At 49.9% G+C, this 13,486-nt stretch carries 10 protein-coding genes; 8 read left to right on the plus strand and 2 right to left on the minus strand.

Translation table 11 applies throughout. The annotated features are described in order from the left end of the window. The first annotated feature begins 187 nt into the window (after window positions 1-187). Genes ABIC22_RS15315 through ABIC22_RS15330 form a run of 4 tightly spaced genes read left to right on the plus strand, consistent with a single transcriptional unit; the run spans window position 188 to window position 8,252 of the window. On the plus strand, window positions 188-3,526 hold the full coding sequence (locus tag ABIC22_RS15315; protein ID WP_354481898.1) for a glycosyl hydrolase: 3,339 nt from the start codon (window positions 188-190) through the stop codon (window positions 3,524-3,526). Window positions 3,527-3,551: 25 nt separating this feature from the next. Next, window positions 3,552-5,165: a glycoside hydrolase family 43 protein gene (locus ABIC22_RS15320; protein WP_354481900.1), complete on the plus strand. Its 1,614-nt coding sequence runs from the start codon at window positions 3,552-3,554 to the stop codon at window positions 5,163-5,165. A gap of 28 nt (window positions 5,166-5,193) precedes the next feature. After that, on the plus strand, window positions 5,194-6,015 hold the full coding sequence (locus tag ABIC22_RS15325; protein WP_354481903.1) for a polysaccharide deacetylase family protein: 822 nt from the start codon (window positions 5,194-5,196) through the stop codon (window positions 6,013-6,015). A gap of 11 nt (window positions 6,016-6,026) precedes the next feature. After that, window positions 6,027-8,252, plus strand: coding sequence for a glycoside hydrolase family 88/105 protein (locus tag ABIC22_RS15330; RefSeq protein ID WP_354481906.1), 2,226 nt, complete (start codon window positions 6,027-6,029; stop codon window positions 8,250-8,252). Window positions 8,253-8,399: 147 nt separating this feature from the next. Here the strand turns inward: ABIC22_RS15330 and ABIC22_RS15335 are convergent, their stop codons facing one another. Continuing rightward, window positions 8,400-8,885, minus strand: a complete 486-nt coding sequence (locus ABIC22_RS15335; RefSeq protein WP_354481909.1) for a hypothetical protein — start codon at window positions 8,883-8,885, stop codon at window positions 8,400-8,402. Window positions 8,886-9,014: 129 nt separating this feature from the next. Then, window positions 9,015-9,890, minus strand: a complete 876-nt coding sequence (locus ABIC22_RS15340) for a DUF72 domain-containing protein (RefSeq protein ID WP_354481912.1) — start codon at window positions 9,888-9,890, stop codon at window positions 9,015-9,017. A 242-nt stretch (window positions 9,891-10,132) separates the two neighbouring features. On the opposite strand from ABIC22_RS15340, the gene ABIC22_RS15345 reads away from it, so the two are divergent. The 4 genes from ABIC22_RS15345 (at window position 10,133) to ABIC22_RS15360 (ending at window position 13,478) form a co-directional block, all read left to right on the plus strand. Continuing rightward, window positions 10,133-10,876, plus strand: a complete 744-nt coding sequence (locus ABIC22_RS15345; protein ID WP_354481915.1) for a class I SAM-dependent methyltransferase — start codon at window positions 10,133-10,135, stop codon at window positions 10,874-10,876. Between the two features lie 22 nt (window positions 10,877-10,898). Further along, window positions 10,899-11,885: an MBL fold metallo-hydrolase gene (locus tag ABIC22_RS15350; protein ID WP_354481918.1), complete on the plus strand. Its 987-nt coding sequence runs from the start codon at window positions 10,899-10,901 to the stop codon at window positions 11,883-11,885. A gap of 220 nt (window positions 11,886-12,105) precedes the next feature. Beyond that, window positions 12,106-12,441, plus strand: coding sequence for a hypothetical protein (locus ABIC22_RS15355; RefSeq protein ID WP_354481921.1), 336 nt, complete (start codon window positions 12,106-12,108; stop codon window positions 12,439-12,441). After that, window positions 12,438-13,478 (plus strand): FAD:protein FMN transferase, encoded by a 1,041-nt coding sequence (locus ABIC22_RS15360; protein ID WP_354481924.1) that lies wholly within the window; start codon window positions 12,438-12,440, stop codon window positions 13,476-13,478. Before ABIC22_RS15355 ends, ABIC22_RS15360 begins: the two co-directional genes overlap by 4 nt. Window positions 13,479-13,486 lie beyond the last annotated feature (8 nt).

Here is a 13,486-nt window from a genome sequence, read left to right on the forward strand (position 1 = left end):
CAGCCGTACGTAAGTACAACAGAAGCTGTCGGGTATTTCCATCTATATCAATTTTTTAAAACATTTTGTATTTACAGGCTCCCTAACCGCATTTTTTAAGGTATAATCATAGCCAAACAAACGTACATGAACATAAATAAACCATAATGGAAGAAAAAAGACTCTTTTAAACAGGGAGGAAAGCGACATGTGGAACGGGGAGGCATTTGCGAATCCCGCCGCGCAGTACCGGATTCATCCCTTCTGGTTTTGGAATGGGGATATGGAGGAAGAGCAGATCAAACGGCAAGTGAATGAAATGTCAGCACAGGGTGTGGGCGGTTTTTTTATTTGTCCGCGTCAGGGGCTGCAGATTCCCTATCTGTCGGATGCTTGGTTTGATAAGGTTCGGATTGCGGTGGAAGCAGCCGAGACCTGCGGCATGGAAGTCTGGCTGTATGACGAATACCCTTATCCTAGCGGCATGGCAGGCGGTGAGGTCACCCTGGATTTCCCTGAAGCCAAGCAGCGCCAGCTCGTGCATCAGCGGTTACATGTGCAGGGCGGAGAAGCTGTGAACCATGAGTTACCGTGGGGGCGAATTTTGGTCGCCAAAGCCATATCAAAAGACGCAGAGGGTAACCGATTATGGGATAAGTCTATCGATCTGCGGCACCACATCGGTAATATCCAGACCGATCAGGTATATCAGGAGACGGGTCTCACGTCGTATAATCGCAAGCGATTTTTTACATATCGGACGGCTTTCCGCCTGGTTTGGGACCCCCCGGCAGGGAATTGGGATGTAATCCTGTTTCAGGAAGTGGAGATGGATGATTTCAAATATTACGGCAATTTTGTTGACCCGTGCCATAGGGAAGCGATGAGCCGTTTTATTGAACTTACCCATGACCGATATGCGGCGGCTGTTGGAACACATTTTGACAGCGTTATCAAAGGCATGTTCTCTGACGAAATTGCACCGCTCGGACGTATTCCCTGGTCTCCTCAGCTGCCTGCATATTTCCGGGAACGCTGTGGATACAGTCTGATTGATTCGCTTCCTGCCCTGTTATACGGTGATGTTCCGGACTCGGCCCGTATTCGGTATGACTATTATCAATCGCTGCATCTGCTTCTCAGGGAGTCATACCATCAGCAGGTGCATGACTGGTGCGAGGATGCGGGAATCCAGTACGCCGCAGAGGTTCCTGGCGTACGGATGACGACTCAGTTGTTCAGCCATATGCCCGGCGGAGACTCAGCACATGAGAAGATTGGGCGCCCCTTATCCTGGATTCTGGAACGGTACGGCAAAAGAATGCGTGACAATCCGAAGATGGTCAGCTCCCTGGCGAGACAGCTGGGACGCAGCCGCAATTTGATCGAGTGCTTTCATAGTGTGGGCTGGTCGATGACGCTGCAGGATGCGAAATGGATGATTGACCGGATGGCTGCCATGGGCACGAATTTCTATAATTTCCACGCCTTTTTCTATACGATTGGCGGGTTAACGAAGCACGATGCACCGCCATCCCAGTTTCTGCAGAATCCATACTGGAAGCATTTCCGTCAGCTTGGAGATTACACGGGACGAATAAGTTATCTCATGAGCACGGGGACAGCCGATATTCGGATTGCCGTTCTTGATCCGACGACCACATTCTGGAGCCTGATGGGCAATCCGCTGCATGGGTTTGAATACAGCGGTGAGGATGAATCCGAACGGGCGAGACTGGAGCGGCTTACGAATGATTGGATGCGAATTGGTGTACATCTGCTAGAGAACAGACGTGACTATGACCATCTGGACCCTGAGCTGCTGGCTGAAGCCGAACTTGCGGGTGGAACGATTCAGATTGGTGCTGCCAGATACGAAGTACTTATCCTTCCGCCGATGCTGAACCTGGAGGCGAATGCCTGGAAGCAGGTGAGACGATTTGCTGAGCAAGGAGGAACCGTCATATCCGTCGGACTACCTCCGTACATTGCAATTCAGGAAGGAAGCCCAGCAGGCAATGAAGCAGCGAACTTCTTCGGTGCAGGGGATCAACCCGAGGAAGAGTATTGGGGTCATGCCGGGGAAACCAGGCAAGGCAGCAGTGAATTAATGTGGCAGCAAGGGGAGGGAGAAGCCTACTTCCTTCCGGTTGGTGCAGGTCAGGGGGATGATTCAACTCTTGAATTAATCTCGCTGCTGCTGGACCAGGTGCTGCCAGAGCCTATCTGTTGGATTATGGAGGAAGAGAGTGCTTCCTTGTTGATGCAGAATCGTCAGTTATCCGATGGTGAATATATGGTGTTCCTGTCTAACCAAGAGGGTCGGCAATTAAAGGGACAATTGAAGGTTGTTGCCAAGCAGTTATGGAGCAGTACGGATGTCTCATCGGATAAACGTGTGCTGGCAGAGCGGCTTAATCTGGAGACAGGAGAACGGGAAGTCTTGCCGCTGACCAGCAGCGGGGGAGAATGGTGTATTTCACTCGGGTTTGCCGGGTATGAAGCACACGCTGTGCGGCTGACTCTGCAAGCTAAATCTTCTGAGGATATACCGGGTAACCTCGGTCAGACCGAAGTGGCTGCACCCTTCAAGCCTGATGCTGCACATATGCCATCTGCCCCCCTTATTTTACCTGTAGAAGGGCCATGGCGACTGGAGACCATTCAGCCCAATATTCTTCGGATTGGACAGTTCCGTCTTACGGCAACGAATGACAATGGCGTGATCTTGGATAACAAGCATGCAGGCGTTAAGCCTTTTATCGATCAAGCGGCTGAATTGTCGGGACATCATCACTTGCCTGTTCAGTTTAATCAGGTATTTGGCACGCCGAAGAAAGCGGAAATTGCCTATCCGATACAATGCCGGTACACTACAGCTTTTGAACTGGGAACGGCTTTGCCGGAGTGCAGCCTATTTATGGATCGGGCAGCCATTGCAGGCGCTTGGATCATGGAGATCAACGGCCATACGATTGGGCCTGATCAATTCGAGTCTGTTGAGATCACAGATTATACCAACATTGCATGTGATATCAATGAGTGGCTGCACACGGGCTTGAATGAAATAACGATTACGGTACAGGTCACGAAGGATGAGGAAGGAATCCTTGATCCGCTTTATTTGCAGGGACGGTTTGGCGTGGAGTTTCATCACGAAGGGATGGTCTCCTTGGTCCGTGAGCCGGATACGGCCATTCGGATCACACCTGAGCCACAGCCCCTGTACCCGTATTATGCAGGAGAGATGAGCTATAAACGCAGCTTCTGGCTGGATCAGCCTGACGCCGATGCCGAGTCCTTTGAACTTGAATTCAGTGAATGGCTTGTGCAGGATGTGGCGGAGGTTTTGGTCAACGGTCATAGTCTTGGCGTGCGTTGCTGGTCTCCGTATCGCTGGAGTGGAGAAACGTCCTTGCTCCGTTCAGGAGACAACGAGATTGAAGTACGCATCACCAATACGTTGATTGGTCTGCTCGAAGGCACCTATTTTGATTCGGATAGCCATATTTTGCAAGAGGCTGGTATTGGATTAGTTGAAGAATAAATTTGGAAATGTGGAGGAGACGCATATGAGTACAACCCATTCAGAACAGGAAAAAATGGCTGCCGTCTGGGTCGCGGATCAGGGAGACGGGACGTATCGCAACCCCATATTGCATGCCGATTATTCTGACCCTGACGTCATTCGTGTCGGCGATGATTTTTATATGACTGCTTCAAGTTTCTCGCACATACCCGGGCTGCCCATTTTGCATTCGAAGGATCTGGTGAACTGGAAGCTGGTGCAGTACGCCATTCAGCGGCTGGATCTGGAAGGGTATGATGTACCGCTTCATGGCAAGGGCGTATGGGCACCAAGCATCCGGTATCATGACGGGAAGTACTGGATTTTCTTCAGCACGCCGGATGAAGGCATCTTCATGACAACAGCCGATCACCCCGAGGGCGAATGGTCGCCTCTTCACCTGGTCCATGAGGTGAAGGGCTGGATTGATCCTTGCCCGTTATGGGATGAAGATGGTCAAGCCTATTTGGTTCACGCCTTTGCTAAGAGCCGCGCTGGCATAAAAAGCAAGATTAAGGTGTGCCGCATGGCTCCGGATGGAAGCAGGCTCCTGGATGAAGGGCAGATTGTTTTTGACGGTAAAGCCCATCACCCTACGATTGAGGGGCCGAAGTTTTATAAGCGGGACGGGTACTACTACATTTTTGCCCCCGCCGGGGGTGTGAAGCCTGGATGGCAAACCGTTTTGCGTTCCAAGCAGGTGTTTGGCCCTTATGAGGACCGGATTGTTATGCATCAGGGAGCTTCCAATGTTAATGGTCCTCATCAGGGGGGATACGTGGAACTGGAATCAGGAGAGTCATGGTTCATTCATTTTCAGGATCGGGATGCATATGGCCGAATCGTTCATCTTCAGCCCATGAAGTGGAACGAAGACGGATGGCCTGTCATTGGCGTAGATCGTGAAGGAAATGGAACAGGTGAGCCTGTGGATGTGTACACCAAACCCGATGTGGGTGCTGCCTACCCGATTGTTGTGCCTGATGTTTCAGATGATTTCCAAAATGAACGCATAGGAGTTCAGTGGCAGTGGCAGGCCAACTCCCGTCCCGAATGGGCAGAGGTTGTTCCGGACAAGGGACTTGTATTACATATGCATCCTTACCCGGAAGGCATACAATCCTTATTCGGCGTTCCGCAGCTGCTTATGCAGAAGCTTCCTGCCTCCGCCTTCGAAGCGACAACCAAGCTGACCTTTTTGCCGAAGCAGGAGGGTGACCGAGCGGGGCTCATTGTTTTTGGTGATGATTATGCTTGCCTGAGTCTGTCTCAGACGGACAATGGAGCGGTCAGGTTGTCCATGCTCCGCGGAGCCAAACAGCCAGACAACCTTTTGCATGCGGATGAATCGGAAGAAGCCGGACTGGATTGGAGTGAGCATGGTTCACCGGAAACCGGTTGGACCATTCATCTCCGCTTTTCGCTGGAGGAACCTGCTCGCTGCCAGTTTAGCTGGAGTAAGAACGGAGAAGACTTCCAGCCCATTGGTGCACCGTTTACGGCGACAACCGCACTCTGGGTTGGTGCGAAGATGGGGGTATTTGCTCTAAATACGCTGTCCGCGAATCGTGGAGGCCAAGGCGTTTTTCGATATTTTAAGGTGAACGAAACGGTGTAAAAACAGTGTGAGGAGGATGAGATACAAAATGGGAAATCGCATTCAGTTTGATCGATATCCTGGCGGTGTGATGAAGGCACTGACGCTTAGTTATGATGATGGTGTGGTCCACGACCGGAGGCTGGTGAATATTTTGAATCGCTATGGACTGCGTGGCACTTTCAATCTGAACTCCGGTACGCTCGGGAAACCGGGGCGAATTGAGCGCGAGGAGGTCGCTGAACTGTATGCCGGGCATGAAGTGGCTGTGCATTCGGTTACTCATCCTACATTGCCTTATGTACCGGATGAGCTGTTGAACGAAGAAATTATGGAGGATCGCCGAGCACTGGAGCAGCTTGTTGGTTATCCGGTGAGGGGAATGGCCTATCCCAATGGAGGGTTTGATCGTGCACTGAGTACCAAACTGGAGTGGTTAGGCTTGGACTATGCCCGGACGGTTGAATCCCACGGCAGATATACGCTGCCTGAACGCCCGCTAGAATGGCACCCGACCTGTCATCATAAAAATGACCTGGCAGCGCATGCCGAGCGTTTTATCCAGCATTCCAAAACGGGTACACCGCTCCTGCTCTATGTTTGGGGACACAGTTACGAATTCAATGATAACGACAATTGGGAGATCATTGAGCAGTTTGGCGAGCAGATCGGCGGAAGGGACGATATTTGGTACGCGACGAATTTCGAGATCATTGCCTATTGGAAAGCGGTCAAACGACTGGAATGTTCAGCAGACCGATCCATTATCCATAATCCATCGGCCATATCCGTCTGGTTCACGGCAGATCAGCAGGTCATTGAAGCGCGTGCAGGGGAGACATTGCGTTTAACCGAACGAATTAAGGTATAGGGAAGGGGCTGATGATCATTCGTTATTTTCATGCAAACGAGTCGATTGCAGGTAAGGTGCATCATTCAATTCCGGATATTCTGACGACGGTGGCCCAGCGTTATATCGGCGATCATCCCAAACATTCTTTTCTGTTCCGAGCCTACCACCGTGGAGGTTTCCGCAGACTGGGGGATTACCGTTACGATCTGAACCTGGACGACAAGTGGCCGGAAGCGTGTGCAGGGCAGTACGTATACGTATGGGGAAAATTATGGAGCCAGCAGGAGACTACGCTGAACACTGGCCTGAACTGCTACAGTCCGGTAACGATCTATGTCAACGGGGAAGAGGCTTTCAAATCCGAGCTGCTGCAGGAGTTATTCCCCGAGCGAAGAACCCAGATTCCAATTCACGTAAAGGTTGGCTGGAATGACGTCTTGCTTTGTTTTGTCAAAACCGAGGTTGGATTCGGCGGTATTTATGGTACCGCTTCCTTCAAGAATTTCCCGCTTCATTTCCTCACTCCGGGAGTGAATCGGCAAGGTCAGGAGGGCTGGTTGTATTCCGAGCCTCTTGATGAACCCGTAACTTCGATTCCCCATAACGGAATGACGGAAGAAGAAACAGGGCTTTCCTGGTACCCACGAAGAGAATGGACAGAAGTAGAACGGGAGGCCGGCTCTTTCGCGAGGATCTTTGGTACAGAACAACCGGGCGTTGCCTACGCGTGGACCAAGCTGGATGTAACATTGCCGGAATCATCTCCTGTAGTATTGCAAGGTCAGCATGAAGGTGCCCTTCATTTGTACCTGGACGGTAAGGAAGTATATACCTCAGACAAAAGTGGACCTTATCGCGTGGAACTGCCGCGCCGCTATGGATTATCCGATCTGGTGGCACGAGGGGAAACCAAGGCCGGGGAGGGTCATTGGGGGTTCACGCTGGAATCGCCCGGGGTCTCGGGTTCAGCTGGCTGGAGATTAAGCTCTCCGCATCCGGTTGCCGGCAGTTCTGACGTATGGCTGTATACCGGGAAATTTACTCCGGGTTCTGCACCTTCACCCACAGATATTGTCGTGACCGATACTGTGTTTGATGATGGATCGAAAGGAGTCTATTGGCATGTGGATCAGCCGAATACGAGTGTTCGCCCATATCTCGAAAATACACATTACGGAAAATGGAACTATCCATTAGGGGTTACGCTGCTTGGACTTCTGCGTATCGGACAGGAGCTGAATCGTGACGATTACATCCAGTATGTTCGTGATCATATCGGCCTGAGTACTTCGTTCGACCGTTATGGTCTATGGGATCGGGAAACCTACGGTGCAGCGGGAATTAACAACCAGTTGTCTGCGATCGACAGTCTGGACGATTGTGGTTCGTTCGGATCAACGCTGCTGGCTGCGATGGAACTGGGTGACATTCGCGGGGGCCGAGATACGGCAGATCGGATTGCCCGCTACATTACGGATGAGCAGGAACGGCTGGAGGATGGAGCCTTTTATCGTGTTCGCGGAAGCGGAGAGATGCGTCACGAAACGATGTGGTGTGATGATCTGTACATGAGCACACCATTCCTGATGCGTTATGGACAACTGACGGGCGATACGGCGTATTGGGATGATGCCATTAACCAGTTCCTGTTGTTCCGTCAATATCTCTATATTCCTGAGCAGCAGATCATGTCGCATGTGTATGATTTTGTACGTGGACGGGCAACAGGCATCCCGTGGGGGCGTGGAAACGGGTGGGTTCTCTTCTCCCTGACCGAGCTATTAAGCATTCTGCCTCAGGATCATGCAAGGCGTTCGGAATTGCTGAGTTTCTACCGTGATCTGTGTCAGGGATATTTGGCGCTGCAAGGGGAAAATGGCCTGTGGCATCAGGTGCTGAACCGTCCGGACTCCTATGAGGAAACCTCATGCACGTCGATGTTCATCTACGCTTATGCCCGTGGAATTCGCGAGGGATGGCTTGAGACACCTGCGCCATATCTGGAAGCTGTCCGCAAAGGATGGGAAGGCATGGCAAGGCTGTCCATTGACTACAAAGGCAATATATATGGTGTATGCCGTGGGTCGGGTTATTCCTTTACCGCGCTCTATTATCGGGACGATCTGGGCTGGATTCTGAACGATACTCACGGGATCGGCATTGTACTCCTGGCAGGGATTGAAGTGCATAAAATGAACCTGCAGCTCAGCGAGATGGACGTTACTGAAGAAGAGGGTACGATGCAGAAGGCTTGAGGAAATCTTAAACTAACAAATGATAAGAGGACTATTTTAGGGGGATTTGACCTGAAGTAGTCCTCTTTTGGCAATGTTATTTATATGATTTTTGTATTTTTTTGAAAGAAGGGAAACTTTGACTCTCACCGCATATGTATTCTGACTTCATTTAGTATCAGTAAGAAGTTTATCAACAGAGGCACGAAATGTATCATAATCAAATGAACTGGTTACTTCGTATCTTTGATAACCTTTAGAACTGCCAATTGAAATTTGTTTGCTATTATCAACTCCAAAGTTGACGATTTCTCTATGATCACTCTTATCATAGACGTAAATGTTATAGATATAAAGCGAGCTTTTATCTTTAATTGGTGTGCTTATTTTCTTAAGTTCTAGACTTGATAATTGATCTAATGTGTCTTGAAAGCCATCCAAGTCCATTTGAAGTGTTTGAATTTCTTCGTTAGTCTCAGGTGACATGGGCACTCGAACGATACTTAGATAAGCATTATTTGCACTTGGGAGTTCTTCAATAACAGCCTTTTGAAAGGTTGTATTTAAGTTAACAAAATAATAAATAGCAAACGCTGCGACGGTAACTACGACTCCTATAATTCCACCAATTAGAGCGCGATTCTGTTCTCTCATAAGTCACTTCCTTGTTCAAGGTTTCAAATACATCAGTTTAATCAATAAATGTCTGAAACGATGAATTCAAGCTTAAAGAACTCACCTCCAATCGATATGTCATTGTATATAATGGTCGTGCCCAGATTTTTAAAATAGCTCCAGCTGCTCAGGCCCATCCTCTTCCTCGTCAGGTGTGCGATCAGGGAATGGTCGGATAGGCATATCCAGCAGCTCCATCATCATTTGCGCATTGGCTGCTGCATCGCCACCCGAATTGTTATTGAAAATCACATAGACATCCTTACTCTGCTCGTGCAGCTGTTCCAGATATCCTTTCCATTCCATCAACTCTTCCTTGTTGTACCGGTACAAGTAACGGGTCTCCCGCCAATTGGGTGCACCGTTCTGGTGCCAACCAGACACATTGCGTCCGTGCATGCGCACGAGCGTCATTTCCGGATCCGTCGCCTGCGGCACAATCGGAATGGAACCTGAGCCCGCCTGGGGCTCGTCACAGACACTGTGAATCCAGCCCTGTTCCCGCAAAAAGGCGAGTGTTCGTTCGCGCATGCCATCCTCGTACCAGCTTCGATGGCGAAACTCGAGTGCACACGGAATGCCTTCCATTCGTAATCTCACCTCACGCAGCTCGTTAACATTATCACGATTGCAGTCAAACCACGGCGGATATTGGAACAGGGCCGCCTGCATTTTGCCGGCTTCCATTACCGGCTCCAACGACTCCCGAAAAGCCTTGTACATGTCTGAGGTACTGGTGAAATAAGGTTTGCCCCTTAGATGCCCGGTCATCCCCTGATATGCTTTGACGATAAACGAAAAGTCATCCGGTGTCTCAGCTGCCCAGCGTGCCATCCGGTCCCGAGGCTGTACAGCATAGAAGGAACTGTCGACCTCTACGGTTGAAAAGTACTGTCCATATAAACGAAGCTTGTCCTTGGCTTTGGAACGATCGGGATACAGATCATCATGATCTCCCCATCCTGTGAGTCCAATATGAATCATAAATAACACCTCCTGCTGTTCTGTCTCTAAAGCTTATATATAGTTAACCGGTTTGCGGGCACGTGACTATGTTTAACATTATATAGGGCGAATTCAGGTCGTTCAATGAACGGAAGCCGCTGGAAATCTTTGAGTTTGAAGAATAAAGAAGATACAATTACTACAAGCTTAGGTATGATCAGCCCTATATCAAGTACGTTACAGAGAGAACAGGGCCATTGACCATGTGGAGGGCGATACGAATGACGGAATGGTATGAAGATAGCTTTGGAGAAGACTACCTTCTCGTATACAAGCACAGGGATGTGCAGGGAGCATATGAAGAAGTACATAAAATGATTAATTGGTTAAAACTGGAGCCGCAGGCACGGGTCCTGGATCTATGCTGCGGTATGGGACGGCATTCCTTGGCTCTGGCAGACGCAGGCTTCCGGGTCACCGGAATTGACCTGTCGGATGTGCTTCTGCGTGAAGCGCGCCAGATGGACACCGAGAATCGGGTGGAATGGATTCATGCCGACATGCGTAATCTGCCGCTCCAGGGTGGATTTGATGCGGTAGTCAACCTGTTTACATCGTTCGGTTATTTTCGTGAGGATGGTGAGCAGCTCAAAGTGCTTCAGGGCATCCGTCATATGCTGAAGCCTGGCGGCAGCTACATTATTGATTTTATGAACACGGCTTACGTAACCCGTCATTTGGTTCCGCACTCCAAACGAGAGACGGAAGGGCATCGTATTGAGGAGTTTCGCCAGATCAAGGACGGATTTGTGCAGAAGGAAATTCACATTACCGATTCCGGGTCCAGTCAGAAACCCCGGATTCATGAGGAACGTGTCAAGCTATACACCCGTGAACAATTGAGTGATATGCTGCAGGAGGCGGGGCTTGTGGTAGATCAAGTTCATGGAGGTTATGACGAAGAGCAATATGATGAGCAGGATTCCCCGCGCATGATTTTTGTTGGTCATCGGTCTGTGGAGTAAGAGCAGCAGGGAGGAGAAGAAAATGAAACGAACGGAAGCAATCAGCATGCCAGAGGGCATGCATCGGCTCCAGATCACGATGTCTTTCCCGCTGCGATGGGTAAACAGTTATGTGCTCTATGATGCTGATGGAAGGATAACCGTGGTTGATCCCGGCCCACGTAACCAGGGAACAGAACAGGAATGGCAGGAAGCTCTAACCAATCTGGGATTGTCTTTTCAGGACATTAGCCAAATAGTATTGACCCACCATCATCCAGATCATCTTGGCTTGTCAGGCTGGATGCAGCAGAAGTCGGGCGCGCCTGTACGCATGTCTGCCAGGGCACGTCAGGAGGCAGATTACATGTGGGGCCCGAGTGCGACCATTGATGTGGTACTGCCTGAATATTATCGCCAACATGGAATGCCGGATGAGAAGACCATACAGATCCGTGAACATATGAAGGGATTTATCTCTCAGATCACCCCCTTGCCGGAAGTGACGTCCATTGAAGATGGGGACTGGCTGGATATGGGCGGCAAAAGGTGGATAGCCATCGAGACAGGTGGACATGCCCCAGGGCATCTATCCTTTTATGCACCAGAATCCAGAGAGATATTGTGTGGTGATGCCATACTGCCACAGATTTCGCCCAATATCAGCTTGCAGCCGGGAAGTGATGACCAGCCATTGTTATCTTATCTTCAGGGGCTGCAGCGTCTAGGAAGTTTGGATGTCGAGAAGGCATATCCGGGGCATCGAAATCCATTCAGCCATTTTACAGACCGAACCTCTCAACTGCTGGCTCATCATGAGGAGCGGCTTCAGAAGATGGAAGAACATATTGCTCAGCACCCGTCGAACGGGTATGACGTTTGTGTTTCCTTGTTTGGTGATCGATTGGGCACACATCAGCTGCGCTTTGCCATGAGCGAAACGCTCGCTCATCTTCAGGAGTTGATCCGGCGGGGGCAAATTACGCAGGAACAGAGAGCGGATGGATCATTTTTTTTCAAAAAAGCATAACGGAGTTCGTTCGAAAATAGGAAAAGCAAAAGCAAAAGCAATCATTCATAAGGCTAAGGCTCTGTACGGGGAGAATATCTCCGGTTCAGGGCCTATTTGTGTTTGCAGAATCAGAGGAAATGGAAAGCTTTAGCCTTTCTTAACGGTTCATTCATCTGCTTTTAATCCAGGGCCCATAAGATAGGTGCATGAACTTCGCTAGAGAAAGTAGGGAAGAGCGATGAACAGAAAGAAACGAAATCAATGGAGAAAATGGCAAGCCACAGCGATGGCCACATTAGCGGTGGCTGCACTCTTTCAATATGTAAGATCCTCTGATGCCTTTGATGTTGCATATACAGCAGCCAATGGAACAGATACCGATAGCTTACCTGCAAGTCAGTCGAATACCCGAGACGATGTGATGGATGAATGGACAGGCAGCTTTGTTCCGAATCAGGAAGAGGAACATGGAGACCGGAGCAGATCCTATGGTCGGAACTTCGGTCAGTCTGATGGTGAATCTGACTTCGGAACTGGCAGTGGCAGTTACCAGTCACGCACAGGTGCATCATGAGTCGTGCTTCCGAGACCACGTGTCCGTTTAAGTTCAGATTTCGTGCCATGAATACGGATGTGGAGGTTCAGCTGGTAACTGCCGGACATGAGGAAGCTGAGCATGCAGCAGCGCTTGTAAAAAACTGGTTTGAAACACAAGAGCAGCGCTTCAGTCGGTTTATATCCAATAGTGAATTGAATCGTCTGAATCGTTCTGTGGGATGGATGCCTGTTTCTGCTGCCATGGATGAGGTATTGAGTTTGGCATACGGATATATAGGTCAGACGGAAGGGATTTTTCAACCGGGCATTTCAAAAGCTCTTCGGCAACAGGGATATGATGTCAGCTTCGATCAGATCGGGCAGCAAGAGCGAGGCATAACGCAGTCGCTGCAGCATACCTTAACAACGGTTGCCGCACTAATTCCGGAGGAGGAGTACGATTATACCTTCCCAGGATGGATGCACAGAGAGGGCAGCCGGATGGTGCATCTGGATCCTGGGATTGAACTGGACCTGGGCGGCATTGTGAAAGGCTGGGCAACGGAACGTATTGCCGATTGGCTGCAGCGCACGCTTCACATTCCTGCAGGCATGATTAATGCGGGAGGAGATATTCAGATGTGGGGTACATCTGCGTCTTCTGGATGGACTGTTTATATCAAGGATCCTATGCTGGATAAACGCAATCTGACAGGAAGCATTCAGTTACACTCCGGTGCGGTTGCGACTTCAGGAATTGCACGAAGACAGTGGCAGCAGGCGGATGGAAGTCTGTCCCATCATTTGATTGACCCGCGGACAATGAAGCCGGCTGATACGGATGTGGTGCAATGCACCGTTGTAGGCCAGCATGTCTCGCAATGCGAGATTATCGCGAAGACCGTCTGTATCCTGGGAAGTGCTGAAGCGATGGGCTGGCTGAACAGGCATTATGACCGGCATGATGTTTTATGGATGACCCGGGAAGGCAAGTTCTGGTTCAGAGGGGATATGGATGCACTCGAAGAGCAGTGGCCAGGCCTTGAACCGGACCACTGCTTCAGCCTTATTTAAAGATAAGT

The organism is Paenibacillus sp. PvP094 (genome assembly GCF_040546835.1).
Taxonomy (GTDB): Bacteria; Bacillota; Bacilli; order Paenibacillales; family Paenibacillaceae; genus Paenibacillus; species Paenibacillus illinoisensis.